The sequence below is a fragment of the Sphingomonas sp. NBWT7 genome (assembly GCF_014217605.1).
In the GTDB taxonomy this organism is placed as follows: Bacteria; Pseudomonadota; Alphaproteobacteria; order Sphingomonadales; family Sphingomonadaceae; genus Sphingomonas.
On record NZ_CP043639.1, the window covers coordinates 1,023,250 to 1,049,448 of the forward strand.

General features: G+C 67.2%; 25 protein-coding genes. 11 read left to right on the plus strand and 14 right to left on the minus strand.

What is annotated here, in order from left to right:
• Positions 1-19: 19 nt before the first annotated feature.
• Genes F1C10_RS05100 through F1C10_RS05125 form a run of 6 tightly spaced genes read right to left on the minus strand, consistent with a single transcriptional unit; the run spans position 20 to position 7,927 of the window.
• Positions 20-1,222 carry a serine hydrolase gene (locus tag F1C10_RS05100; RefSeq protein ID WP_185209353.1) on the minus strand — a complete coding sequence of 401 codons (1,203 nt, stop codon included), beginning with the start codon at positions 1,220-1,222 and terminating at the stop codon, positions 20-22.
• Complete coding sequence (locus F1C10_RS05105; RefSeq protein ID WP_258043143.1) at positions 1,219-2,427, minus strand: cyclopropane-fatty-acyl-phospholipid synthase family protein; 1,209 nt, start codon at positions 2,425-2,427, stop codon at positions 1,219-1,221. The genes F1C10_RS05100 and F1C10_RS05105 overlap by 4 nt, the downstream gene beginning before the upstream one ends.
• 50 nt (positions 2,428-2,477) lie before the next feature.
• Positions 2,478-3,827, minus strand: a complete 1,350-nt coding sequence (locus F1C10_RS05110) for a deoxyribodipyrimidine photo-lyase (protein WP_185209357.1) — start codon at positions 3,825-3,827, stop codon at positions 2,478-2,480.
• A gap of 37 nt (positions 3,828-3,864) precedes the next feature.
• The gene (locus F1C10_RS05115) at positions 3,865-4,899 is read right to left on the minus strand and encodes a 2-oxoacid:ferredoxin oxidoreductase subunit beta (protein ID WP_185209359.1); all 1,035 of its coding nucleotides are present in this window, start codon (positions 4,897-4,899) and stop codon (positions 3,865-3,867) included.
• Between the two features lie 60 nt (positions 4,900-4,959).
• Positions 4,960-6,942, minus strand: a complete 1,983-nt coding sequence (locus F1C10_RS05120; RefSeq protein WP_185209361.1) for a 2-oxoacid:acceptor oxidoreductase subunit alpha — start codon at positions 6,940-6,942, stop codon at positions 4,960-4,962.
• A gap of 34 nt (positions 6,943-6,976) precedes the next feature.
• On the minus strand, positions 6,977-7,927 hold the full coding sequence (locus tag F1C10_RS05125; RefSeq protein WP_185209363.1) for a histone deacetylase: 951 nt from the start codon (positions 7,925-7,927) through the stop codon (positions 6,977-6,979).
• Between the two features lie 43 nt (positions 7,928-7,970).
• On the opposite strand from F1C10_RS05125, the gene F1C10_RS05130 reads away from it, so the two are divergent.
• Entirely contained in the window at positions 7,971-8,996 is a 1,026-nt protein-coding gene (locus F1C10_RS05130; RefSeq protein ID WP_185209365.1) for an alpha/beta hydrolase, read from the plus strand.
• A 273-nt stretch (positions 8,997-9,269) separates the two neighbouring features.
• On the opposite strand, the gene ahcY is transcribed toward F1C10_RS05130, so the two are convergent.
• The 5 genes from ahcY to F1C10_RS05155 all read right to left on the minus strand — a co-directional run bounded on the left by ahcY (position 9,270) and on the right by F1C10_RS05155 (position 13,740).
• Positions 9,270-10,685: an adenosylhomocysteinase gene (gene ahcY / locus F1C10_RS05135; protein WP_185210085.1), complete on the minus strand. Its 1,416-nt coding sequence runs from the start codon at positions 10,683-10,685 to the stop codon at positions 9,270-9,272.
• A 514-nt stretch (positions 10,686-11,199) separates the two neighbouring features.
• Positions 11,200-11,628, minus strand: coding sequence for a biopolymer transporter ExbD (locus F1C10_RS05140; RefSeq protein ID WP_185209367.1), 429 nt, complete (start codon positions 11,626-11,628; stop codon positions 11,200-11,202).
• A gap of 24 nt (positions 11,629-11,652) precedes the next feature.
• On the minus strand, positions 11,653-12,135 hold the full coding sequence (locus F1C10_RS05145) for a biopolymer transporter ExbD (protein ID WP_085810132.1): 483 nt from the start codon (positions 12,133-12,135) through the stop codon (positions 11,653-11,655).
• Between the two features lie 83 nt (positions 12,136-12,218).
• On the minus strand, positions 12,219-13,028 hold the full coding sequence (locus F1C10_RS05150) for a MotA/TolQ/ExbB proton channel family protein (protein WP_185209369.1): 810 nt from the start codon (positions 13,026-13,028) through the stop codon (positions 12,219-12,221).
• 46 nt (positions 13,029-13,074) lie between these two features.
• Positions 13,075-13,740 (minus strand): energy transducer TonB, encoded by a 666-nt coding sequence (locus F1C10_RS05155; RefSeq protein WP_185209371.1) that lies wholly within the window; start codon positions 13,738-13,740, stop codon positions 13,075-13,077.
• 241 nt (positions 13,741-13,981) lie between these two features.
• Here F1C10_RS05155 and F1C10_RS05160 point away from each other — a divergent pair, with 241 nt between their 5' ends.
• A complete protein-coding gene (locus tag F1C10_RS05160) occupies positions 13,982-14,836 on the plus strand; it encodes a hypothetical protein (RefSeq protein ID WP_185209373.1) in 855 nt (284 codons plus the stop codon).
• 18 nt (positions 14,837-14,854) lie between these two features.
• Here the strand turns inward: F1C10_RS05160 and F1C10_RS05165 are convergent, their stop codons facing one another.
• Positions 14,855-15,226, minus strand: a complete 372-nt coding sequence (locus F1C10_RS05165) for a dihydroneopterin aldolase (protein ID WP_085810136.1) — start codon at positions 15,224-15,226, stop codon at positions 14,855-14,857.
• Positions 15,227-15,342: 116 nt separating this feature from the next.
• Here F1C10_RS05165 and F1C10_RS05170 point away from each other — a divergent pair, with 116 nt between their 5' ends.
• Genes F1C10_RS05170 through F1C10_RS05185 form a run of 4 tightly spaced genes read left to right on the plus strand, consistent with a single transcriptional unit; the run spans position 15,343 to position 18,242 of the window.
• Positions 15,343-15,843 (plus strand): GNAT family N-acetyltransferase, encoded by a 501-nt coding sequence (locus F1C10_RS05170; RefSeq protein ID WP_185209374.1) that lies wholly within the window; start codon positions 15,343-15,345, stop codon positions 15,841-15,843.
• A 58-nt stretch (positions 15,844-15,901) separates the two neighbouring features.
• Positions 15,902-16,465, plus strand: a complete 564-nt coding sequence (locus F1C10_RS05175) for a DUF1285 domain-containing protein (RefSeq protein ID WP_185209376.1) — start codon at positions 15,902-15,904, stop codon at positions 16,463-16,465.
• Positions 16,466-16,506: 41 nt separating this feature from the next.
• On the plus strand, positions 16,507-17,064 hold the full coding sequence (locus tag F1C10_RS05180) for a CoA pyrophosphatase (protein WP_185210086.1): 558 nt from the start codon (positions 16,507-16,509) through the stop codon (positions 17,062-17,064).
• On the plus strand, positions 17,052-18,242 hold the full coding sequence (locus F1C10_RS05185; RefSeq protein WP_185209378.1) for a CCA tRNA nucleotidyltransferase: 1,191 nt from the start codon (positions 17,052-17,054) through the stop codon (positions 18,240-18,242). The genes F1C10_RS05180 and F1C10_RS05185 overlap by 13 nt, the downstream gene beginning before the upstream one ends.
• Here the strand turns inward: F1C10_RS05185 and F1C10_RS05190 are convergent.
• Both F1C10_RS05190 and parC read right to left on the minus strand, forming a co-directional pair.
• Complete coding sequence (locus F1C10_RS05190) at positions 18,212-19,897, minus strand: bifunctional diguanylate cyclase/phosphodiesterase (protein ID WP_185209380.1); 1,686 nt, start codon at positions 19,895-19,897, stop codon at positions 18,212-18,214. The genes F1C10_RS05185 and F1C10_RS05190 overlap by 31 nt on opposite strands.
• 54 nt (positions 19,898-19,951) lie before the next feature.
• Complete coding sequence (gene parC, locus F1C10_RS05195) at positions 19,952-22,207, minus strand: DNA topoisomerase IV subunit A (protein WP_185209382.1); 2,256 nt, start codon at positions 22,205-22,207, stop codon at positions 19,952-19,954.
• A gap of 201 nt (positions 22,208-22,408) precedes the next feature.
• Between parC and F1C10_RS05200 the strand changes: the two genes are divergently transcribed.
• From F1C10_RS05200 to F1C10_RS05220, 5 genes are all read left to right on the plus strand, one after another.
• Entirely contained in the window at positions 22,409-23,371 is a 963-nt protein-coding gene (locus F1C10_RS05200; RefSeq protein ID WP_258043082.1) for a S9 family peptidase, read from the plus strand.
• Between the two features lie 109 nt (positions 23,372-23,480).
• The gene (purC, locus tag F1C10_RS05205) at positions 23,481-24,260 is read left to right on the plus strand and encodes a phosphoribosylaminoimidazolesuccinocarboxamide synthase (RefSeq protein WP_085810142.1); all 780 of its coding nucleotides are present in this window, start codon (positions 23,481-23,483) and stop codon (positions 24,258-24,260) included.
• A gap of 72 nt (positions 24,261-24,332) precedes the next feature.
• Positions 24,333-24,563 (plus strand): phosphoribosylformylglycinamidine synthase subunit PurS, encoded by a 231-nt coding sequence (gene purS / locus F1C10_RS05210; RefSeq protein ID WP_185209384.1) that lies wholly within the window; start codon positions 24,333-24,335, stop codon positions 24,561-24,563.
• The gene (gene purQ / locus F1C10_RS05215; protein WP_185209386.1) at positions 24,560-25,225 is read left to right on the plus strand and encodes a phosphoribosylformylglycinamidine synthase subunit PurQ; all 666 of its coding nucleotides are present in this window, start codon (positions 24,560-24,562) and stop codon (positions 25,223-25,225) included. The genes purS and purQ overlap by 4 nt, the downstream gene beginning before the upstream one ends.
• Positions 25,222-26,199 (plus strand): class I SAM-dependent methyltransferase, encoded by a 978-nt coding sequence (locus F1C10_RS05220; protein WP_258043083.1) that lies wholly within the window; start codon positions 25,222-25,224, stop codon positions 26,197-26,199. The genes purQ and F1C10_RS05220 overlap by 4 nt, the downstream gene beginning before the upstream one ends.

Below are 26,199 nucleotides of genomic sequence, written 5' to 3' on the forward strand. Positions count from 1 at the left end.
CAGCGATAGGGGCGTGCGATCAGCGCCCCTTCGCGGCCACGAACAGCTTTTCAAGAAACTCCAGCCGCGCGCGCGACAGCGCCGGATCAGTCGCCTTGGGCCATGCGGAGACCATCGCCACCACCGTCTTGGTCGCGGGATCGATCGTGATGCTCTGCCCGAAGATGCCCTGTCCGCCGAACCGGCCTTCGGGATAGGTCCACCATTGATAGCCGTAGCCGAACCCCGGCCGCCCGATCGACGCATGCGGCTTGGTCGCGTCGGCGAACCAGCCCGGCGCGACGATTCCTGCGCCGCCCCCCAGCGCCACTTGCCCCATCCGCGCATAGTCGCGCAGCGAGACTGACAGGCAGCAGCCCGCCACTTCGCGACCCGTCGCATCGACCATCCAGAAAGCGTCGCGCTCCATGCCGAAGCGCTGCCACACCGTCTCGCTGAGATACGTCGCCAGCGGCTTCTTCACCGCCGCGCTCACCAGCACGCCGATCAGGTTGGTCTCGCCCGTCTTGTACACCCACTTCGCGCCCGGCGCCGTCTCGCGCGGCAGCGTGCGCATATAGGCGACGGTCGGGTCCATCCCGGCCGGCACGGGGATCGAGAACATCCGCGCGACGTCCGACTGCGGATCGGTGTAATCCTCGTTCCAGCGCACGCCCGACGTCATCGTCAGCAGCTGCGCGATCGTCACCCCGTCATACGCGCTTCCGGCCAGGTCGGGAATGTAGCGCGTCACCGGCTCCTCCACCGACTTGATATAGCCATCCCGGATCGCCGCGCCGACGAGCGTCGAGGTGAACGACTTGGCGACCGAGAAGCTCGTCCAGCGTCCCTCGCGCGTCAGCCCGCGGGCGTAGCGCTCGAGCCGCACCGATCCGTTCTGCACCACGATCAGGCCGGCGACATTGTTGGCGGCGATATAGGCGTCGACGTCCGCCTGCGGCACCGGCAGCGGCAGCCCCACCGGCAGCGGTGACGGCTTGCGGCCCGCCTTCACCACGTGGCCGGGAAACATCCCCTCCATCGCCGGGAAGTTGCGATCGCGCTGCTCCTGCGACCAGAACAGGATCTCCGCCCCGATCTGCTTCAGCTTGTCGCGATTGCCGTCGGTGATCGGCACGCCCGCGGCCACCGCGCTAGGCGTGCCCGCCGCCGAAATCTGCCGCTGCTGCGCGCACCCGCCGAGCAGCGCTGCCACCAGCGCCGCAACTCCGATCGCTTTCATGCCCCCTCCTTCACCAAGGTTATCTGGACGACATCGATCCCGCCCCCGCGGAACCCGCCCTCGCAATACATCAGATAATAGCGCCACAGCGCCGCGAAGCGAGCGTCGAAGCGTGTCGGCAGGCGTCCTTCGGCGATCGCCGCATCGAACCGCTCGCGCCACAGCCGCAGCGTCTCGGCATAATGGAGCCCGAACGCCCGGCGATCCGTCCACGACAGCCCATATTGCGTCGCGAGGGCGGCGAACTCCGGCTCGTGGATCAGCATCCCACCGGGAAAGACGCATGCCTGGATGAAGTCGACGTTGCTCGAATAGGCCGGCCAGATATCGTCAGCGATCTTGATGAACTGGATTGCCGCGCGGCCCCCCGGCTTCAGCAGCCGCGCGATCGCCGCGAGATAGTCCGACCAATATTCCGCCCCCACCGCCTCGACCATCTCGATCGAGACGATCCCGTCGTATGTCCCGCGAACGTCGCGATAATCGGTGATCGACACCGCCACGGGCATGCCGCGGGTACGCTCGGCGACGAAGCGCTGCTGCTCGGCGGCAAGCGTGATCGCGCGTACCTTGATGCCGCGCCTCGCCGCCGCCTCGGCGAGCGATCCCCAGCCGCAGCCGATCTCAAGCAGCGATCCGCCTGCGGGCACGGCGGCCCGGTCAAGCACCGCCGTCAGTTTGCGCTCCTGCGCCGCTACAAGTGTGTCCCCGTCGTCGAACAGCGCGCTCGAATAGGTCAGCGACGGATCGAGCCATGCTTCGTAGAAATCGTTGCCGAGATCATAGTGCGCCGCGATGTTGCGTCGCGCATTGCCGCGATCGTTGCGGCGCAGGATGTGCAGCACTCTCGCAACGAGCCGGGCGCCGCGCTTCGCGCGCGCGACATCACCCAGCGTCGCCCGATTGCGCATGAACAGGTCGAAGATCGGCACCAGATCCGGGCTGGTCCAGTCGCCCGCCATCCACGCTTCGTACCAGCCGATCGACCCGCCGGTGATCAGCCGCCGCAGCGCCCGCCAGCGCATCAGGGTGACGATCGCGACTGGCCCATCGTTCCGCCCGCCGAGCAGTCGTCGCGTCCCGTCGGGCAGCATCGCGTCGATCGCGCCGCTTTCGAGTCCGGCGTCGATCCGATCGAGAATCCGGTGGAAGATCGGCGCGACACGGCGCGCCCATCGGCTGGTACGGCTCGGCTGATCCACCATGGCATGCATCGCGCGCGCTCATGCACGCTCGCGCCCGCCGCGCAAAGTGGTCAGCGTGCGTCGCGCGCCGCCGCCAGCGCTCGCTCGCGCGCCTCGCGGTGGCCGATGATCTTCGCCGGATAGGCGTCGGGGCGGCATCCGGCCTCTTCCGGATCGTGGATCGCGGCGTCTGGCACGTCCTTCAACTCGGGCACCCAGCGGCGAATATAGTCGCCAGCGTCGAACTTCTCCGATTGTGACAGCGGCGCCATGATGCGCGAGAACATGTTCGAATCGATCCCCGTCCCCGCGACCCACTGCCAGTTGACCGAATTGTTGCCGTAATCGGCATCAACCAGCGTATCCCAGTACCAGCGTTCGCCCTCACGCCAGTCGATCAGCAGGTGCTTGATGAGAAAGCTCGCGGCGATCATGCGGACGCGGTTGTGCATCCAGCCGGTGGTCCACAGCTGGCGCATGCCGGCGTCGACGACCGGATAGCCCGTCTGGCCCTTCTGCCACGCGGTGAAGTCGCGCTTCGACCGGCGCCACTTGAGCTTGTCGAACTTCGGCCGCCCGTTTGCCTCGGCATAATCGGGCATCGCCAGGATCACGCCCGAAGTGAAATCGCGCCACGCCAGCTCGCGGCGGAACGATTGTACCCCGGTGCCCCGCCCGTGCAGCGCATGCCATGCCGCGCACGCCGATATCTCGCCGTGATGCAGGTGCGGGGACAGGCGAGACGTTCCCTCGACCGACGGCAGGTTGCGCGCGGTGTCATAGTCGCCAACCGCGTCGACAAACGTCTCCAACGCCTTGCGCGCGCCGTCCTCGCCGGGTGTCCATTCGTCGAAACCCGCCGACCAGTCGGGCTCGGTCGGCAGCAGCTTCCACGCGTCCAGCTTGTCGCTCTTGGGCCATTTCGCCGGCGCCTTGATCGATCGCGGCGCATCCTGCGGCTCATCGGGCGGCGCCATCGCCGACAGCGCCTTCCAGAACGACGAGAATATCTTGAACGGCTTGCCGGCGCCGGTGGTGACCTCCTCGATCGGCTTCAGGTGATTGCCGTCGTGCAGGCACAGGTCATCGGCAAGCTTGCCCTCAATCTCGCGCCACCATGGTTCGTAGTGGCGTAGCGCGTGTATCCGCTCGGCCCCCGTTTCCTCGCACAGATCAGAGAGAACATCAGCGCAATCGCCGCGCCGCAGGACCAGGCGGCTGCCCTTGTCCCGCAGCGCCTTGTCGAGCGACTTCAGGCTGTGATGCAGCCACCAGCGCTGCGCGCCGCCGATGCGCCAGGCACCCGGCGCCTCGTCGTCCAGTATAAAGACCGGCACCACCTCGCCGTCCTCGATCGCGGCGAGCAGCGCGGGTTGGTCGTGGAGGCGGAGATCCTGGCGGAACCAGAGCAGGGTCGGCATCGCAACATTACGCCGCGAGCCGACCGATGTTCCTAACTCAGATCGTATGCGGCTGCTTGTCGACCATCCACGTCTGCCCCTTGGCGAGCAGCTTCTGCAGATCGGGCTTCTTGCCCTCGCTCACGCGGCGGTTCTGCTCCACCACCGCGCTCTCGAACGTCGGGGCGGGATCATCGAAGATCACGCCGAGCGCCATCGGGAAGGCACCGAACGGCATCTCGACCAGCATGTGCGCGAGCCCCCGGTTGGTCTGATCGTGAACGATCACGCTCGCCGCCTGCCAATCGTTGTCGGCAACGTCGACCACCTTGAGCACCAGCCGCTCGGTATCGAGGGCGAGGCCCTTCTTGCCGCCGTCGAACAGCAGCGGCTTGCCGTGCTCGACCCACAATTGATTAGGGACCGCATTGGGCTTGGCGGCGAAGGGCGCGAACACGTCGTCGTTGTAGACGATGCAATTCTGGAAAATTTCGACGAAGCCGGTGCCCTTGTGCGCATAGGCTGCCTTCAGCACCGTCGGCAGATTCTTGTGCACGTCGATCCCGCGCGCGACGAACCGTGCGCCCGCGCCCAGCGCAAAGGCGCAGGGATTGGCCGGGCGATCGACCGACCCGAATGGCGTCGACGGCGATTGCGTGCCGACACGACTGGTCGGTGAATACTGCCCCTTGGTCAGGCCGTAGATCTCGTTGTTGAACAACAGCACCTGGCAATCGAGATTGCGGCGGATGAGGTGCATCGTGTGGTTGCCGCCGATCGACAGCGCGTCGCCGTCACCGGTGATGATCCACACGTCGAGCTCGGGATTGGCGAGCTTGACGCCCGTCGCCACCGCCGGCGCACGGCCGTGGATCGTGTGGAAACCGTAGGTCTCCATATAATAAGGGAAACGCGACGAGCAGCCGATGCCGCTGACGAACACGGTGTTCTCGGGCCGTGCGCCGATCTCCGGCATCGTGCGCTGAACCGCCTTTAGGATCGCGTAATCGCCGCAACCCGGGCACCAGCGGACTTCCTGATCGGTCTCCCAATCCTTCGGGAGCGATTTCTTGACGGGCGTCATGTCGTTCATGATGCGGCCTTCACTGCGAGAAAATTGAAACGTGGGAACGAAAGGACAGACGGCCGGCGATCACGCCGATTGCGGCGACGTCGCCTCGCGCAGCGAGCCGTCGTCGTGCCCCTGCTCCGATCCGGGCAGCTGCGTCGCATCGACCGGCACATCGCCGCCCTCATTGCCATCGATCCCGTCGAAATAGGTCGCGATCGCTTCCTCGATCTCGACGATGCGGAAAGGCTGACCCGACACCTTGTTGAGCGGCTTCGCATCGACCAGGAACTGGTCGCGCAGCACCGTCTTAAGCTGCCCGGTGTTCATTTCCGGCACCAGCACATTGTCGTAGCTCTTCAGCAGCGCGCCGAGGTTCGCCGGCATCGGCCAGATGTGCCGCAGGTGGATGTGGCTCACGTCATAGCCGCGGCGCCGCATCCGCCGCACCGCCTGATGGATCGGCCCGAAGGTCGAGCCCCAGCCGACGACCGCGAGCTTGCCGCCCGCCTCGCCCGCCTCGACCTGCTGGTCGGGCACCGCGATGTTGGCAATCTTCGCACGACGCGACTCGGTCATCGCCTGGTGGTTGGCAGGCGAATAGTCGATGTTGCCCGTGCCGACCGCCTTCTCGATCCCGCCGATGCGGTGAAGCAGCCCGGGCGTGCCCGGCTTCACCCAAGGGCGCGCGCCGACCGCGTCGCGCCCGAACGGCTTGAACCCATCCGCCGGCGCCTCCTCGAGATACTTCTTCGGGAATGGCTCGAGCGTGTCGACGTCGGGCACCTTCCACGGCTCGGCCGCGTTCTGGATATAGCCGTCGGTCAGCAGCATCACGGGCGTCATGTACGTCGTGGCGATGCGCACCGCCTCGATCGCGACCTCGAAGCAATCCGAGGCCGAACGCGCGGCGATCACCGGCACCGGCGCGTCGCCGTTGCGGCCATACACCGCCTGGTAGAGGTCCGACTGCTCGGTCTTGGTCGGCAGCCCGGTCGACGGCCCACCGCGCTGCGCGTTGACGATGACGAGCGGCAGCTCGGTCATGATCGCCAGCCCGATCGCCTCGGTCTTGAGCGCGATGCCCGGCCCCGACGACGAGGTGACGCCGAGCTGCCCGGCGTAGCTGGCGCCGATCGCCGAGGCGATCGCGGCGATCTCGTCCTCCGCCTGGAAGGTCGTGACGCCATATTCCTTGAGCCGCGACAGCGCGTGAAGGATCGCCGACGCCGGCGTGATCGGGTAGCCGCCGAAGAACATCGGCAGCTCGGCGAGCTGCGTGCCGGCGACAAGGCCGAGGCTGATCGCGTCCGCTCCCGTCACCGTGCGGTACAGGCCCGGCTCGGCCGGCGCGGCGGGCAGCGCGTGCTGCTTCATCGGCCCGGCAAGCTCGGCGGTCTCGCCATAGGCATGCCCGGCGTTGAGCGCGGCGATATTGGCTTCGGCGAGTGTCGGCGCCTTGGCGAACTTGTTCTTCAGCCAATCGATCAGCGGCTGACGATCGCGGTCGAACATCCAGAGCGCAAGGCCGAGCGTCCACATGTTCTTGCAGCGCAGCGCGTCCTTGTTGCCAAGGCCGAAGGGCTTCACCGCGTCGACGGTCAGCTGCGAGATGTTGAGCCGGATGACCTGCCACTTGGCGAGGCTGCCGTCGTCGAGCGGGTTGGCGTCATACTTCGCCTTGGCGAGGTTGCGCTCGTTGAACTCACCCTCGTCGGCGATCACCAACCCGCCAGGGCGCAGCGCCTGAACGTTGGTCTTGAGCGCCGCCGGGTTCATCGCGACGAGGACGTCGAGATCGTCGCCGGCGGTCTCGATCTGGGTCGAGCCGAAGTTGATCTGGAACGCGCTGACGCCGAACAGCGTGCCGAGCGGCGCGCGGATCTCGGCCGGAAAATCGGGGAAGGTCGCCAAGTCGTTGCCGGCGAGCGCGGTCGACAGCGTGAACTGCCCGCCGGTCAGCTGCATGCCGTCGCCCGAGTCCCCGGCGAAGCGGACGACCATCGATTCAGCGGGCGGATTGGCGGACGCGTCGGTCGGCGTCACTTCATGCGCGGCAGTCGCCATATGTCTTCCTGCAATTCCCTAGACGAGGCGCTCTCTATGCCTGCGGCGCCTGCGCCTCCAACGTAGAATGATCATGCCCCGGTGCAACCCACGCTTTTTCGTACGCCGCGCCGAGCCGAAGGATGACGTCGACGTGGCGTTGCGCGATAGCCAACACATCATCGCCATAGCCGCCGCCAACGGTGCTCGCGATCGGCAACCCGCGCCCAAGCGCCAGTTCGGCCACGATGCCGTCGCGCTGCGCGAGGCCATCGTCGCTCAGCGCCAGCCGACCGAGCCGATCACCGGCATAGGGATCGACCCCGCCCTGGTAGAGGATGAGGTCGGGACCGAACCCCGCGATCATGGGCGTCAGGCTGTCGCGCAACGCCGCGCAATAGTCGTCGTCGCCGATCCCGTCCGTCAGCGCCACGTCGAGCGTCGATCGTGCCTTGCGCGCCGGGAAGTTCTTCGCAGCGTGGATCGAATAGGTGGCGATGTCGGGAAAGCCCGCCGTCAGCGCGGCGGTGCCGTCACCCTGGTGCACGTCGACGTCAACGATCAGCACCCGCCGCCCCTCCTGCGCCAGCCTGATCGCCGCCACCGCGAGATCGTTGAACACGCAATAGCCCGCCCCAGTATCGGCGAGCGCGTGGTGGCTGCCCCCCGCCGTATTCGCGGCGAACCCGTGCCGCAATGCAAGCTGCGCGGCGCGATACGTGCCGCCGGGCACCACCTGCGCGCGGCTGGCAACGACCGGCGTGACGGGAAAGCCGATCCGCCGTGCCTTCTCGTGCGGCACGCGCGCCTCGATCACCTCCGCGACATAGTCGGCGTCGTGCGCCGCCTCCAGCCACGCGCGCGGCGAAGGCTCGGGCACGTGCCACGCGATCCGCTCGCCCTCGGCGACCAGCAGGTCGCGGATCGCGCCGTTCTTGCCCCAGCGATAGGTCGAACGCGCCGGCGCCTCGGCAACGTAATCGGGGTGATGGACGACGTGGATCATCTGCGCCAAGATAGGTAGCAAAAGCGAACGTTAGGAGAGCCGCATGACCGATACGCTGATCGACGACGACCGGACGCAGGCGCCCGCCGCGGCGGCCGGTCCCTATGTCCGCGCCGACGTGCGCGGCTTCCTCGATTATCTCAACAGCGTTCCCGGCCCGAAGACACACGAGGGCACGGCGGAAGCGGCGCGCGCGATGTATCTCGCGATGAAGGACATCGCGGATCCGCCGATCGGCACGCTCGGCACGGTCAAGGATCTCACCATCCCCGGGCCCGCCGGCGATATCCCGGCGCGCCTGTTCGATCCGCGCGATAGCCGCGAGCCCGGCCCGGTGGTCGTCTTCTTCCATGGCGGCGGCTTCGTCATCGGCAACATCGATACCCATGCGAGCTTCACCGCTGAGATGGCACGGCAGCTCGATTTGCCCGTCGTATCAGTCGATTACCGGCTGGCGCCCGAAGCCAAATGGCCAGCTGCACCGGAAGATTGCGAGGCCGCCGCACGCTGGGTCGCGTCGAACCCGGCCGAGCTCGGCCGCCGTGCGACCGGCCTCATCCTGTCGGGCGACAGCGCCGGCGGCACGCTGACGATCACCACCACGATGGCGCTACGTGATACGCCCGCCGACGTGCCGGTCATCGTCCAGGCGCCGATCTACCCCGCCGCCGACATGAACAAGGAATATCCTTCGTTCAACGATTTCGCCGAAGGCTTCCTGCTGACGCGCGACACGATGACGTGGTTCGCGGACCATTATCAGGCTGATTTCACGCACTTCCGCGGCTCGCCGATGGTCGGCAGCCTCGTCGGTCTGCCCCCGGCGGTGGTCATCACCGCCAGCCTCGATCCGATCCGCGATCAGGGCCGCGCCTATGCTGCAGCGCTCGTCCTCGCCGGCGTGCCGGTGACGTATCGCGAGGCTGTCGGCAACGTCCACGGCTTCATCACGCTGCGCCAAGCGGTGCCGTCGAGCGCCGGCGACGTGGCCGGTTACCTCGCCGCGCTGAAGGACGTCATCGTCGAACCGGAAGGCGCCCGCGTCATGAAGCAGGCCGCCGGCGCGTAACCGACAATGGGAAAGGGGCCGGAACATCGCTGTTCCGGCCCCTCCCTATCTCGTTTCGCCCGATCAGGAGATCGAGTCGAGCGCGATCCGTGCGCCGGCGTAGAAGTACCGCCCGATCGGCGAATTCACCGGTTGAGTTCGGGATGCCAGCCTGACCTACCTCGGCTCATCGTCAGCCTGTCGACTGTCGCCCGTTAGCAACATGGCGTCGACACGACAGCGGCGGCCGCCCCGCTGCCGGGACGACCGCCGCCATTACTGATCAAATATCGATCAGTAGCGATAGTGATCCGGCTTGAACGGCCCCTCGACCGGCACGCCGATGTAGCCGGCCTGCTTTGCCGTCAGCTTCGACAGCTGCACGCCCAGCTTCTCGAGGTGCAGCGCCGCGACCTTCTCGTCGAGGTGCTTCGGCAGGACGTACACTTCGTTCTTGTAGTTCTCGCCCTTGGTCCACAGCTCGATCTGCGCAAGCGTCTGGTTGGTGAACGACGCGCTCATCACGAACGACGGGTGGCCCGTCGCGCAGCCCAGGTTCACCAGGCGCCCCTTGGCGAGAATGATGATCTGCTTGCCGTCGGGGAACTTCACCAGATCGGTGCCCGGCTTCACCTCGGTCCAGTCGTAATTGTCGAGCGCCGCGATCTGGATCTCGCTGTCGAAGTGGCCGATGTTGCACACGATGCTCATGGGCTTCATCGCCTTCATGTGATCGGCGGTGATCACGTCGGCATTGCCCGTCGCCGTCACGAAGATGTCGGCGCGCTTCACCGCCTCGTCCATCGTCACGACCTCGAAGCCTTCCATCGCCGCCTGCAGCGCGCAGATCGGATCGACCTCGGTCACCATCACGCGCGCACCGCCGTTGCGCAGCGACTGCGCCGAGCCCTTGCCAACGTCACCGAAGCCGGCGACGCAGGCGACCTTACCCGCGAGCATCACGTCGGTGGCGCGGCGGATCGCGTCGACCAGCGATTCCTTGCAGCCGTACAGGTTGTCGAACTTCGACTTGGTCACCGAGTCGTTGACGTTGATCGCGGGGAACGGCAGCTCGCCCTTCTTCGCGATTTCGTACAGCCGGTGGACGCCGGTCGTCGTCTCTTCGCTGACGCCCTTCAGGTTCTTGACCGTCTCGGTGAGGTAGCCCGGATACTTCGCGATGAACGCCTTGAGCGCCCGCTGGAACTCGACCTCTTCGGCGTTCTCCGGCTCGCCGAGCGTCGCGCCTGCCTCGAGCTTCGCGCCCCACAGTGCGAACATCGTCGCGTCGCCGCCGTCGTCCAGGATGATGTTGGCGGTGGTGCCGTCACCATCGGCGCCCCAGTTGAAGATCGAGCCGACATAGTCCCAATATTCGGCCAGGCTCTCGCCCTTCACCGCGAACACCGGAATGCCGGCAGCAGCGATCGCGGCGGCGGCGTGATCCTGCGTCGAGAAGATGTTGCACGTCGCCCAGCGCACGTCGGCGCCGAGCGCGGTCAGCGTCTCGATCAGCACCGCGGTCTGGATCGTCATGTGCAGCGAGCCGGTGATGCGCGCGCCCTTCAGCGGCTGCGACGCGCCATATTCCTCGCGCAGCGCCATCAAGCCGGGCATCTCGGTCTCGGCGATGTTGATCTCGGCGCGGCCGAAATCGGCGAGGCCGATGTCCTTGATGACATAGTCGGCATTGGTGGGGCGATCGAGCACGGTGGCCACAACGGGTCTCCAGGGATTGTGAAGCCGACCAAGGCACGTCTTACCGGCCGGCATGGCCGCGCACATAGCGACAGCGCGACAGCGTTACAAATATAAAGATATCTTTATATGTCGCCTGCTGGACTGAAATTCGATTACCGGCCGGGGCGCGTCCTCATCTCTGCGCGGTGGGCGTGCGTTCCCGCCTTCCGCATCGCTGGAGAAATCACCAGCACGCTATTGCGGATTAGGTGCGACCACCGCTTTCCACTTCTTCGCCATCTAATAGGCGACGAAGTGTCGTACTCAAGCCTCTGACAAATCTGGGCTGCGTTGCGATCCGGCATCCGGTGACAAGCAGGCTTAGCAGCTGGGAGCGGGAGGACCACGCTCGGGTGCGGCGCCTTCGATCGACCAGCCTGTCCGGTTAACCGCATCAGGCCACGAACAAAAAAAGGGCGGCTCGAAGGCCGCCCGTGATCGTCGCTTTGCCAGCGCGATCGTGGATTCGATCACCCGAGGGAAATCAGAATTCCTTGTAGAACTGCTCGTTCCCGATGAAGCCGAGCTTGGTGATGTTCGACCGCTTGATCACCGCAAGCGTCCGATCTACCGAGTCGTAGCGAACCTGCGGATCGGGCTGGAAGTGCAGCTCGGGCTCCGGGTTCATCGCCGCCGCAACGTCGAGATACTGGCGCAGGCGAACTTGGTCCACTGGGGCGCCGTTCCACGCGACGGTGCCGTCGGTCGAGATCGTGATCTTGTTCTTCTGCGGATCGACCGGCGGGGGCGTGTTGTTCGCCGCGTTCTGCGGAAGGTCCACCTTCACCGCGTGGGTCTGGATCGGGATCGTGATGATGAACATGATGATGAGCACGAGCAGGACGTCGATCAACGGCGTCATGTTCAGGTCCATCATCGGCTCGCCGTCATCGCTGCCGCCACTCATTGCCATGTCAAATACTCCTGGTGGCTCTGCTTACAGACGCTCGACCGTGGTGCCCGCCGGCGGCTCGGAAATGAAGCCGACCTTGGCGAAACCTGCCATCTGCATATTGTAGATCGCACCCGCCACGCACTTCCAGGGCACATTCACGTCGCCGCGGATATGCGCCTCGGGCAGTTCGAGATCGGGGTTGTTGACCCCGCCCTGCTTCTCGATCTCGAGCTTCAGCTTGGCCACCGCGCGATCGAGCAGCTCCTGCTGCGTCACCGGGGACATACCCCAATATACCGCGCAACCGCCGTCCGGTTTGGTAGTGACCGAGAGCGAGACGTTCTCGGGCTTGGTCGTCGTCGGATCGAAGCGGACCTGCGGCAGCTTCACGTCCACCGTCTGGATCACGACGGGAACCGCGATCAGGAAGATGATCAGCAACACCAGCATGACGTCGACGAGCGGCGTCGCATTGATGTCCGACAACGGTTTCTCTGTGGAATCTCCACCGACATTCATCGCCATGCGCGATTGATCCTATCCTTTTGCGCCCGTCCGAACAGCGGAGGGGCGGGATCGGGGCCGCCGGTGGGCAGCCCCGACATCATTCAGCCGCGGGTCTGCACGCCGCCGACCTGGCCGGCCGTGGTCGTATTCGGCACGGCCTTGTTGGCGACGGCCGGCGCCGGCTTGGTCGCCGCACCGGCGAACGCCGGACGAACCGCGCCGCCCGAGGCGAGGTAGCCGAGAACGTCGTTCGAGAAGGACGACAGGTCTTCCGCGATCGCCTTGTTGCGGCGCTGCAGCCAGTTGTACGCGAGCACCGCGGGAACCGCGACGACGAGGCCGAGCGCGGTCATGATGAGCGCCTCACCGACCGGGCCGGCAACCGCGTCGATCGACGCCTGACCGGCCGCACCGATCTTCACCAGCGCGCGGTAGATGCCGACCACCGTGCCGAACAGGCCGATGAACGGTGCGGTCGCGCCCACCGTTGCGAGGAAGGCGAGACCGCCGCCCAGCTTCGAGTTGATCGCGGCTTCCGAACGGTTCAGCGAACCGTGCAGCCAGTCATGCGCCTCGACCGGATCGGTCAGCTTGCTGTGCTGCTCCTGCGCGGCGAGACCGTCGTCGACGATCTGCTTGTACGCCGAGTTCTTCTCCAGCTTCGCCGAGCCTTCGCGCAGCGAGTTCGAGCTCCAGAACGACGAGCGCATGCGCTTGTACTGGTTGATGATCTTCTGCTGCTCGAACAGCTTGGTGAACATGATGTAGAACGAGACGACCGAGAACAGCACCAGGATGCCGAACACGGACTGGGCGATAATGCCGCCCTGCTCGAGCGCGGCGCCCAGGCCGTAGGGGTTTTCCGCCGGGGCTGCCGGCGCCGCGGCAGCGGCGAGGATGGTGGTGATCATTCGAATGGTATCCCTCTGAAAATCGCAAATCGTAAGTGGAAGATCGTCATTCGCTCGGCAGACGCCACACCACGCGGCGGGTCTGCGTCGTGGCGATCGGGTTGCCCGCTGCGTCCGTTGCCGGCGCGTAGCGACCGCGGCGCGTCAGCGCGCGGCAGGCGGCCTGATCGAGCGCGTTGGAACCGCTGGACGCGGTAACGACGCAATTCTCGACACGACCCTGGGTGTTGATCGTCCACTTGATCGCGGTGGTGCCTTCTTCCTCGGCCCGGATCGAGCTCGGCGGATAGTCGTCGTTGGTGATCCACTGCGCCGGATCACCCTTCGCGCCTGCTGCCTTGCTGACGACCGGCGGTGCGGGCGGAGCGGGAGGCGGCGGGGCCGGAGGAGCGACCGGGGTCGGGATGTACACCGGCGGCGGCGTCGGAACCGACTGGATCACCGGCGCCTGCGACGGCGTCGACACGATCGGCGGCGGCGTCACGACGGGCGGCGGCGTCATCGGAACGTCCGGCGGCGGGGGCGGCGGTTCGTCCGGCGGCGGGGGTGGTGGTTCCTCCACGTCGAACGTGTTCAATTTCTCCGAAACCTTTTTCACGTACTGGAACGCGAGGCCGGTGACGAAGGCGTAGCCGAGAGCAGCATGGATGAGCGCCACGATGACAATCGCGACGACCTTGCTCCCGCTCATCTTCTGGTCAGAGTAGGCCATTCAGCAAAAGCACTCCCTAATCCCTATGGCCCGAAGGGGCCGGGCGGCCTGCCACGGCTCCCGCTAGGCGGAATGGGCGTGCCGGTCCGTCCGCAAGGGCTAAACGACACCCTTGCAGTCCGCGAGTCCTAACTTGGCGTTTAACGACACGCAAACGCTTTGTCGGACGCAACAAACGTACAATCGCCCTATCGCGGATTTATTTCTGTATCGCGGCATGGCGATCGATTAACCGAAACGCATGGCCAGCAAACCAATCTGTTCGCTCGCGCTGCTTCTGGCGAGCGCCCTTCCCGCGTGCGCGCAGCCCGCTTCGCCCCCGGCCCTCGCAGCGGAGAATGTCGCCGCGCCCGCCTATGCCGATGTCGCCGACCTGGTGATCGCCAGCGATCTGGTGATCGACGCGGCGATCGCGTCCACCGTCCGGATCAAGGGCGCGGAGGCGGCGAACGTGCCGCCGGGCGTCACGCGCTATTATGTAGAGGCGGACGTCACCGCGCTGATCCGCGGCATCAACGCGGTGGCACCGCGCGTCGGCTACGTGCTCGACGCGCCGCTCGGCCCCGATGGGCGGCAACCGAAGTTCAAGAAGGCGCGCGTCCTTTTGTTTGCGCGCGCGGTGGCCGGCAGCCCCGGCCAGATCCAGCTCGTTACCCCCGATGCGCAGCGCGGCTGGACGCCCGCGCTCGACGCCGTGACGCGTCGCATCGCAGGCGAACTCGTCGCCGGTGACGCGCCCCCCGTCGTCACCGGGATCGGCAACGCCTTCCACGTCCCCGGCTCGCTTCCCGGCGAGGGCGAGACGCAAGTGTTCCTGACCACGCGCGACAATCGCCCCGTATCGCTCAGCATCCTGCGGCGACCGGGCGAGCAGCCGCGCTGGGCGGTCGCGCTGTCGGAGATCGTCGACGATGCCGCCGGCCCGCCGCCGCGCGATTCGTTGCTGTGGTATCGCCTCGCCTGCGCGCTGCCGCCCGTGCTTCCCCAACGCAGTACGCACGCGCTCGACGCGAACGATGCGCGCATCGCGCAGGATGATTATCGCTTCGTCGTCGCTCAGCTGGGCCCGTGCCGCCGCGATGGCGCCGGCGGCTGATCGCCGTCGACCGCCGCGTCAGCGGCGGTGGCGCACCAGCGTGATACCGATCGATTCGCCGGCCTCGGCGATCGCCAGCTTGACGATCTTCACTTTTACCCGCTGCACGCGCTTGTCCTGCAGGAACAGCGTCTCGGCGATGTGATCAGCGACCCCCTCAATCAGCGTGAAGTGCACGCCGGGGGGCAGCGCCGCCGTCGCCGCATGCTTCAGGTCGAGGTAGTTCTTCGATCCCGACAGCGGCGTGTCGGGCGCATAGTGTGCCGGCGCATCGAGCAGCACGGTCAGCGATATCCGCAGCGGCTGCGGCAGGTGCGTTTCCTCCGAATAGACGCCGGTCAGCACCGGCACTTCCAGATCGTGCACTTCGAGTTCGAGCGTGTCTTCCACGCCGGCGCGCTTAGCGACTGATCGCGGGCAGCGCCATTCCGCTTGCGTTCAGATCGGCAGCGGCTAGAGCGCGGCGCCTTTCGGCCGGGTTTGCGCGGCCGCGGTTGGAGCGGGGAATGGTCGAACTGGTCGCGCTGGAGACGGTGGATGCCGCCGCGGTGGAGGGTCTGCTCGACCGCGCGTTCGGCCGCGATCGCCACGCGCGCACCGCCTATCGCCTGCGTGACGGTGTCGACGCGCTACCCGGCCCCAGCCTCGCCGCGATCGACAACGGCGGGCTGGTGGGGACGATCCAGCTGTGGCCGATCGTTTTCGCCGGCGACGACGGCCGGCGCGTGCCGCTTACGTTGGTCGGCCCCGTCGCCGTCGTGCCCGAGCGGCAGCGCGATGGGATCGGCCGGCTGCTCGTCGCTGCGGCGATCGAGCGGATGGGCGAGTCGCCGCTGATGCTGATCGGTGATCCCGGATATTACGGCCGCTTCTTCGGCTTCACCGCCGCGCGCACCGGCGCGTGGCGCCTCCCCGGCCCGTTCGAGCGCCACCGCCTGCTCGCGCGCGGCCCCGGCGTGCCTGACGGTGCCGGCGCGATCGGGCCGCACGTGCGCACCCCCGTCTGATCGGCGCCTGATCGCCGCCAGCCTTTACCCGCACGCCCGCGCGCCCTACCTCGGCACCATGCCAATGACCCCGCAACCCGATTTCGACACGCTGACCGTTGCGGATATCGCGCGGTTGGCGGACAGCGACCGCCTGCCCCCGGTTGACCGCTGGCACCCGGACCATTGCGGCAACAGCGACATGCGGATCGCGCGCGATGGCACCTGGTATCACCAGGGCAGTCCGATCGGGCGCGCGGCGATGGTGCGCGCGTTCAGCCGCATCCTGCGCCGCGAGCCGGACGGCGGCTACGTCCTCGTTACTCCGGTCGAGAAGCTCGACATCGCGGTCGAGGACGCGCCCTTCGTCGCAGTCGAGCTCAAGGCAGAGGGTGAGGGCCGCAACGCTACGCTCGCCTTCCGGCTCAACACCGGCGACGTGGTCACCGCCTCGGCCGATCACCCACTGCGTGTCGTCGCGCATGACGATGGGCCCCACCCCTATGTTCACGTGCGCGGCGGGCTGGAGGCGCTGATCGCCCGGCCGGTCTATTACGAGCTCGCCGAACGCGCGCTCGCCGGCGAGGATGGTGCGACGCCGGGCGTGTGGAGCGCGGGCACGTTCTTCCCCATCGCACCGTGACCTCGCTCGTCGACCGGCTCGGCCGCGCGCTCACCGATGGCATGGGGCAGCAGACGATCCTGCTCGCCGGCGATCACGTCGATCTCGACGCTGCGCCCGAGGATACGCTCACGCCGGCCGCGGTGCTGGTGCCAGTCACCGATCGCCCGCGCCCCGGCGTGATCCTGACGCAGCGCACCGAGACGCTGCGCCGCCACGCGGGGCAAATCGCCTTTCCCGGCGGCCGTCTTGATCTTGGCGAGGATGCGATCACCGCGGCGCTGCGCGAGGCTGACGAGGAGATCGCACTGCCCCCGTCGGCGGTAACGGTGGTGGGAGAGGCCGACCGCTATCGCACCGTCACCGGCTACACTGTCATCCCCGTCGTCGCCGTGGTGCCGCCCGATCTCCCGCTCGTGCCGTCGGAGGCGGAAGTCGCCAGCGTGTTCGAGGTGCCGCTCGATTTCCTCCTCGACGTCGCCAATCACGTCGAGGCCACCGTCGACTGGCAGGGCCGCGAGCGGCGCTATTACGAGATCATGTGGCAGGATCGCCGCATCTGGGGCGCCACGGCGGCGATGATCGTCAACCTCGCACGGCGGCTGCGATGGCAGGGGTGATCCTGCCGCGCGCCGTGTGGCGCGACCGCCCCGGCCTCGACGCGCTCGCCGACGCGCTCGGCGCGGCGAACGGCGACGCGCGCTACGTCGGCGGCGCGGTGCGCGACACGCTGCTCGGCCTCGACGTCGCCGATATCGACATCGCAACGCGCCACACACCGGCTGATGTCGTCGCGCGGCTCGAGGCGGCCGGCATCCGTGCAATCCCTACCGGCATTGCCCACGGAACCGTCACCGCCGTGTCCGCCGGCACGGTGGTGGAAGTGACGACGCTGCGCGAGGACGTCGAGACCGACGGGCGCCACGCGACGGTCGCCTTCACCGACGATTGGCAGGCCGATGCCGCGCGGCGCGATTTCACGATCAACGCGCTCTACGCCGATCCGCTGACCGGCGCGGTGTTCGACTATTTCGGTGGCCTGGACGATCTCGCCGAACGGCGCGTGCGTTTCATCGGCGATCCCTACCGCCGGATCGCGGAGGATCACCTGCGGATCCTGCGCTTCTTCCGCTTCCACGCGCGTTTCGGCGACGTGATCGATCGGCCGGGGCTAGACGCCTGTACCGATCGCGCGAACGACCTGATGGCGCTGTCGCGCGAGCGGGTGGCGGCAGAGCTGCTTAAGCTGCTCGTCGCGCGCAATGCCGTGCCCGTCGTCGCGCTGATGATCGAGCGCGGCATTTTCCGCCCCGTCCTGCCCGAAATCACCGACGCTGCCGCACTGGCCGCCCTGGCCGCGCGCGAGCAAGCCGCGGGCGTCGCACCCGATCCGATCCGCCGCCTCGCAACGCTGATCCCGTGTGCAGATGCCGAAACCATCGGCGCGCGGCTTCGGCTGTCGAACGCCGATCGCAAGCGGCTCGTCGCCGCATCGGCCGGTGCGGGTGACGAGGGCGCGCGCGCGCTCGCCTACCGCTACGGCACCACCCAGGCGATCGATCGGCTGCTCGTCGCCGGCGCCCCGCTCGACGACATCGCCGAATGGACGCCCCCGCGCCTGCCGATCGGCGGCGGCGAGATCGTCGCGCGCGGGGTCGCGCGGGGTCCGGACGTCGCGTGCGTGCTGCGTGAAGTCGAGTCGCGCTGGATCGCGGAGGGTTTCCCGGAAGCCGATCGCGTGGCAGCGATCGCCGACGCCGTCACGGCTCAGTCGGTGCACGCCGCCAGTAACGCATAGGCCTCGTCCGCGGCCAGCGGCCGGGCATAGGCATAACCCTGGCCATAGGTGCAACCGAGCGCCGCCAACGTCTGTCCCAGCTCCTGCGTCTCGATCCCCTCGGCCACCGTCTCCATGCCAAGCGCACTGGCGAGCCCGAGCACCGCGCGTACGATCGCGATTTTGTCGCGATCGGCGAGCATGCCGGTAACGAAGCTGCGGTCGATCTTGAGGATGTCGATCGGCAGTTTCTGGAGATAGGCGAGGTTCGAATAGCCCGTCCCGAAATCGTCCATCGCGATCGTCGCGCCGGTCGCCTTCAGCGCGCGCAACACCTCGGCGTTGCCGTCCGGATCGGCGATCAGCGCGCTTTCGGTCAGCTCCAGCTTCAGCCGCTCGCCCGCCAATCCGTGACGCGCCAGCGCTTCCGTAACCAGCGGCGCGACGCCGTCGCGTTGCAGCTGGATCGGCGACAAATTCACCGCCACCGCGACGCCGCAATCGCCCCCCGCTCGCGCGTCCCACGCTGCCAGCGTGCGCAGCGCCTCGTCGATGGCCCATCGGCCCAGCGGCACGATCAGCCCCGATTCCTCGGCGACCGGAATGAATTGCGCCGGCGGCACGTCGTTGCCATTCTCGTCCACCCAGCGGGCGAGCGCCTCGAATGCTACGATCCGTCTGGTCGATAGGTCACAGATCGGCTGATAGTGAAGACGAAGCTGTTTCGCCTCGATCGCACGGCGTAGCGCTGTCTCCATCGCGAACTGCTCGCGCGCACGATCGAGCGCGTCGGTCTGGTACGCCTCGGCCTGGCCCGTTTCCTTGGATCGGCGCACCGCGAACTGCGCGTGGCGGATGATGTCCTCGGCATCGCCGATCGCGTCCGCGCCGAAGGCGACACCGATCGAGCACGATACCCGAATCTCGAACTCGCTGAGCCGGAACGGCGTCGCAAGCACTTGGCGAACGCGGCGCGCGACGTTGTCGGCCTCCGATCGGTCCTGATCGAGCGCCAGCAAGATGCCGAATTCGTCGCCGCCGATCCGCCCCAATCCGTCGCAGGCACGCAGGGCGCCCTTGATCCGCCGCGCGACGGTGATCAGCAGCTCGTCGCCGGCCATGCTGCCCAGGCACGAATTGACCCGCCCGAACCGGTCCAGATCGACGACCAGCACGGCATAATCGGTGGTCCCTGCCTCGATCATTTGCTCCAACCGGTCACCGAAGCCGGCGCGGTTCGGCAGCCCGGTCAGGCTGTCGGTCGTCATCTCGCGGCGCAAATTGACTTCGGTGCGCATCTCGCCCGTCTGATCGATCAGCGTCACCAGACAGCGCGGGCCGTTGGCGGTCGCGACCCGCGCCAGCGTCACCTCGAAATGACGCTGCTCGACCGCGTCTCCGACCGCCCACGGCAGTTGCAGCCGCAGCGCCTGCCCGGCGAGGAACGCGACGATTCTCGCCCCCAGATCGCGCGCCAGGATCGATGTGTCCGCCGTGCTTCCAAGTCCCAGCCGGCGAAACGTGCCGTTGGGTAGGTCGAACCGTAGCCCGTCGTCCGTGACGCTCACGACCACCGCCGCGATCGGCAGCAGCTCGAGCGCGCCCTCGGCCGCCGTATTCCCGGGCGGCAGGGTCGGCTCGTCGGCAGGCAGCCGGGGGGCGACGGATAAGCGCATTAGCCCCGCGCTAGAGCGTGCCCGGTTAAGGTTCGCCTAATCCATTCTAACGACTTAGGCGAAGCGATTGTCGCGCGGGAAGCCCGTCGGCGGCATCCGACCCGCCGCGCCGCGCGCGGTGCGCCACGCCGTCAGATCGGTCTCGGTCCGGGTGCGTCCCGTATCGCCGCCCATCGGCCAGCTCAGCCCGTCCGCGAAGCGGAAGGTGATCGCATCGCTTAAGCCCCCGTCGCGATACCGTTGCAGCTGCGCGCCCTGCCCGCGGCTCATCTGCGGCAGTTCGCCGAGCGGGAAGACCAGCATCTTGCGGTTGTCGCCGATCGCCGCGACGTAATCGTCGCCCGCGGCGATCGGCCGCACGATGATCAGTTTCGCGCCGACCCGCGGCGTCAGTACCGTCTTGCCCTTGCGCGTCTCGGCGACGACGTCGGCCACCGGCACGACGAAGCCACGCCCGTCGCTCGCCGCCACCAGCAGCCGCCCGTCGCGCTCGGCGCGCAGCAGCCGCGTGATGCCGACCCCGCCGTCGAGGTCGATGCTCGCGCGCACCGGCTCGCCAAAACCGCGCCCGCCCGGCAGCTTATCCGCCGCCAGCGTGTAGAAACGCCCGTTCTCCGCCGCGAGCAGCAGCTTGTCGGTGGTCTGCGCGTGAAACGCGAACGCCGGACCATCGCCCTCCTTGAACTTAAGCGTCTCGGCGGAGGCGAGGTCGACGTGCCCGCGCATCGCACGGATCCAGCCGCGCTGCGACAGGATCACGGTGATCGGCTCGCGCTCGATCATCGCCTCCAGCGGGATCTCGCGTGCGGGCGCCGCCTCCTCGATCGTCGTGCGCCGTTTGCCCAGCACCGTCTCGGGGCCGTAGCGGTCGCGCACCGCGGCGAGATCCTTCTTCAGCCGTGTCCGCTGGCGCTGCTCCGATCCCAGCAACAGCTGCAGGCTGGCCTGCTCCTTCTCCAGGCTCGTCTGCTCGCGCCGCAGCGCCATTTCTTCCAGCTTGCGCAAGCTGCGCAGCCGCATGTTGAGGATCGCCTCGGCCTGCCGATCGGTCAGCGCGAATTCGGCGATCATCACCGGCTTGGGCTCGTCCTCGTTGCGGATGATCTCGATCACCCGGTCGAGGTTGAGGAAAGCGGTGATATATCCCGCTACCAGCTCCAGCCGGTCGGCGATCTTCGCTAGCCGATGCTCGGTGCGCCGCCGCAGGACGACGAACTGATGTTCGGTCCACGCCTGCAACGCCTCGGCCAGGCTCATCACCCGCGGCGTGCGCCGCGCGTCGAGCACGTTCAGGTTGAGCGGCACGCGCGTCTCGAGGTCCGACAGGCGGAATAGTCCATCCATCAGCAGCTGCGGATCGACCGTGCGGCTGCGCGGCTCGAGCACCAGTCGGATCGCGGCATCCGATTCATCGCGCACGTCGGCCAAGATCGGAAACTTCTTGTCGTTCACCAGCCCGGCGATCTGCTCGATCAGCTTGCCCTTCGCGATGCCGTACGGAATCTCGTCGACGACGATCTGCCAGCCGCCGCCCTTCTCCTTCTCGACCTGCCAGCGGCAGCGCACGCGGAACGATCCGCGCCCCGTGGCATAGGCCTCGCGAATGATCGCCGGCGGATCGACGATGATCCCGCCGGTCGGGAAATCCGGCCCCGCGACGAACGCCAGCGGATCGGCCGCGGGATCGTCGATAAGCGCGATCGCGGCGTCGATCAGCTCGGCGGCATTGTGCGGCGGAATGCTCGTCGCCATCCCCACCGCGATGCCGCTCGCACCGTTCGCCAGCAGATTGGGGAACAGGCCGGGGAACAGCTCGGGCTCCTGCTCCTCGCCGTTGTAGGTCGGGCGGAAGCCGACGGCGTCCTCGTCGAGCCCGTCCATCAGGTCGATCGCGACCTGCGTCAGCCGCGCCTCGGTGTAGCGGTAGGCGGCGGCGTTATCGCCGTCGATGTTGCCGAAATTGCCCTGTCCGTCGACCAGCGGATAGCGCAGCGCAAAATCCTGCGCGAGCCGCACCATCGCATCATAGACCGATTGGTCGCCGTGCGGATGGTATTTGCCGATCACGTCACCGACGACGCGCGCGCATTTCTTATACCCTTGGCTAGGATCGAGCCGCAGCAGGCGCATCGCCCACAGCAGGCGCCGGTGCACAGGCTTCAGGCCGTCGCGCACATCGGGAAGTGACCGCGCGGTAATCGTCGACAGCGCGTAGACGAGATAGCGCTCGGACAGCGCCGAATCGAACGGCGCATCGAATATCCCGACGGGCGGATTGTCGGGCGGCAGGATCGTCGCGTCGGTCGGCATCCCCGCGTGCTAGCAGCACCGACGCTTGTTCCACAACCGTTCCGCCCTGATCGACCCGCGACCCGCGGACCGCCTCAGCGCTTCGCGCGGCTCAGTCGGCACGCAGACATGCCGCGAGCGTGACCAAGCAAGGTAGCGTCGCTTCCGACAAGCCGTCATGGTGCCGGCCGACTTCGCCCAGCATATTTGGATCAAACGCCCGTGCCCCGATACCTGCGCACCATCTTCGCCGGCAACATCTGCGTGCTGCTTGCCACGGCGCTGTGCGTCGCGTCATGTTCGCCGACGACGATGACGCGCACGTCCGAACCTGCGCCTGCAAAGGCGTTCACCCCGCTCACCTGGGCGGATCTCACCGTACGCCCGCGTCCGAAGGCGGACGCGACGATCGCCTACGGCAGCGATCAGATGCAGAAGATCGACCTGTGGCGTCCGTCCGGCGAGGGGCCGCACCCCGTCGTGCTGATGGTTCACGGCGGCTGCTGGCAGACGAAGATCGCCGATCGCTCGCTGATGGACTGGATCGCCGGCGATCTGCGCGACGCCGGCATCGCGGTGTGGAACATCGACTATCGCGGCGTCGATCGCGCCGGCGGCGGCTATCCCGGCACCTTCGCCGATGCTGCCGCTGCCGCCGATCGGCTGGCGACCGCCGCGCAAGAGTACGACCTCGATCTCACCCGCGTCGTCGCCGTCGGCCATTCCGCGGGCGGGCATCTCGCCTTGTGGCTCGCCGCTCGCGTGAAACTCTCTTCGAAAAGCCCGCTCGTCGCCGCCAACCCGCTCAAGATCGCGCATGTCGTCAGCCTCGGCGGCCTGCCCGATCTCGAAGCTACCGCCGCCAGCCCCGACAACGGCTGCGGTACCGACGTTGTCGCGAAGCTCGTCGGCACCGACCGGGCAGACCCCTATGCCGATACCTCGGTCCCCCGCCTCCTCCCGCTCGGCGTGCCGCAAACGCTCGTCAACGGCCGCGAGGACAGGATCATCCCTTATCGCATGGCGACCGACTACGTCGCCCGCGCGACGGCGGCGGGGGACCGCGTCGAGCTGGTGACCATTCCCGCCACCGGGCATGTCGAGCTCGTCACGCCGGACAGCGCGGCGTGGCAGGACACGAGGCGCCGCATCCTCGCCCTGCTCGGCCGTCCCGCCGCGCGCTGATTGCGCGGCGCCCCCCCGTCGCATATAGCCCGCGGCGACTATCAGCCCCGGCCGCGCGGCATAGGCTCGCGCATGCCGGGGCGCTTCGTTTGACGGGAAGGGCACGCGGATGGCGCGCAGGCGGCAGATCTACGAAGGCAAGGCGAAGATCCTCTACGAGGGTCCCGAGCCCGGCACGCTGATCCAGTATTTCAAGGACGACGCCACCGCCTTCAACGCGCAGAAGAAGGGCACGATCAACGGGAAGGGCGTGCTCAACAACCGCATCAGCGAGCACATCTTCACGCTGCTCGGCACAATCGGCGTGCCGACCCACTTCATCCGTCGGCTCAACATGCGCGAGCAGCTGATCCGCCAGGTCGAGATCGTCCCGATCGAGGTGATGGTGCGCAACGTCGCCGCGGGTACGCTGTCGAAGCGGCTCGGGATCGAGGAAGGGACTCAGCTGCCCCGCACGATCATCGAATATGCCTACAAGTCGGACGAACTCGGCGATCCGATGATCTCGGACGAGCATATCGCGGCGTTCGGCTGGGCCAGCCAGGAGGAAATGCACGACATCGCGGACCTGGCGATCCGCGTGAACGATTTCCTGTGCGGCCTGTTCGCGGGCGTCGGCATCCGCCTCGTTGACTTCAAGCTCGAGTTCGGTCGCATCTGGGACAATGACTACGGGCGCATCATCCTTGCGGACGAGATCAGCCCCGATTGCTGCCGCCTGTGGGACATGACGAGCAACGAGAAGCTCGACAAGGATCGCTTCCGCCGCGATCTCGGCGGCGAGGTCGAGGCGTATCAGGAGGTTGCGCGTCGCCTCGGCCTGCTGCCCGACGGCGGCGAGACGGCGGTGCTCGACATGGCCGAACATCGCGAGCGGCGCGGCAAGTAAGTCGCGCGGCCGGGCGCATGCATCGTCCGGCAACGGTTGCGATCGGACGAGGCATCTTATAGCGGATCGGCCATGAAATTGCGCATCCACGTCACGCTCAAGCCCGGCGTCCTCGATCCCCAGGGCAAGGCGATCGAGCACGCGCTCGCCGGGCTCGGCTTCACCGGCATTGCCGGCGCGCGCGTCGGCAAGCTGATCGAGCTCGACGTCGCCGACGAGACCGACGACGCGCAGGTCGATGCGATGTGCCGCCAGCTGCTCGCGAATACGGTGATCGAGAACTACCGGATTGAGCACGCATGAAGACGGCGGTCGTCGTCTTCCCGGGGTCGAACTGCGATCGCGACATCGCCGTCGCGCTGGAAAGCGTTACGGGCCGCAAGCCCGACATGGTCTGGCACGGCGAGACGTCGCTGCCCGACGGCGTGGGCCTCGTCGCGCTGCCGGGCGGCTTCTCCTACGGCGATTACCTGCGCTCGGGCGCGATGGCGGCACGCTCGCCGATCATGCGTGCCGTGGCGGACGCATCCGCGCGCGGCCTGCCGATCCTCGGCATCTGCAACGGCTTCCAGGTGCTGACCGAGGCGGGGCTGCTGCCCGGCGCGCTGATGCGCAACGCGGGACTCAACTTCGTCTGTCGCGACGTGCCGCTAACGGTGGAGAATGCCGACAGCCGCTTCACCTCGCGCTACATCGCGGGCGAGACGATCCTCGTCCCCGTCGCGCATCACGACGGCAATTACGTCGCCGACGCCGACACGCTCGACCGGATCGAAGGGGACGGCCGCGTCGCCTTCCGCTATGCCGGCGAGACCAACGGCTCCGCGCGCCGTATCGCGGGCATCCTTAACGACGCAGGTAACGTTCTGGGAATGATGCCCCACCCCGAACGCCGCATCGAACCGGCCCATGGCGGCACCGACGGCCGCCGCCTGTTCGAAGGGCTGCTGGAGCTTGTCGGTTGACGGATACGTCGGAGACGGAACTCGCCACCGCGGACCGTTTCGACGCAGATCGTTATTGCGCCGCCAACCCCGACGTTGCCGATTATGTCGCGGCCGGCGGCGATGCGCGGCAGCATTTCGTCGATTACGGAATGGCGGAGCGGCGTCGGCAAATGACCGCCGAGGCGTTTGACCGGCAGGCGAAGCTTCCGGAGCTTCGCTACGCGGCGTTCAGGTCGATCCTCGAGCCCTTAGCCGGCGCAGGCGGCGATTTCCGCTTTGCAGTGTGCGAGAACGCCTTCCCGATCGTGTATGGCGACACCGCCTACGATCTCAACATGTACGATCGCGAGTCGGCGAACTGCGGCTTCGGGCCGTTCGTCGAAGAAGTGCGCGCCAACCCCAACAAGCTCTACGCCGATATCGGTTGCGGCCGGCGCGATGCGAAGGAAGACAATTGCCTCTATCTAGAGGTCTATCCTTCAGTCTCTGCCGACCTAGTGATGGCCCCGTCGACCCGCTATCCGATCGCGTCGAACTCGCTCGATGGGATCGGCTGTTTCGCCGTGCTCGAACATGTCGAGGATCCGTGGGCGGTGGTCGCCGAATTTCATCGCATGCTCAAGCCGGGGGGTAAGGTCTTTATCGACTGGCCGTTCCTGCAGCCGGTTCACGGCTATCCCTCGCACTTCTACAATGCGACGCGCGACGGGCTGCGGCGGATGTTCGAGGGTCGGTTCGCGATTGATGAGCTCGATACCTTTCCGAACCAGACGCCAGCGCACACGCTACATTGGATTTTGTCGGTGCTGCTGGGCGACTTAGCCGAGCGCGCGCCCGACACCTTTGCCAAAGTTCGCGACATGTCGGTTGGCGCGCTCGCCGGCGCACCGCCGGAAGATGCGCTGTGGCGGGGCATCGTCGATCAGCTTTCGCCCGAAACGGTGATGGCGCTCGCCTGCGGCAATTCGCTGATCGGTCGCAAGCTCGACTAA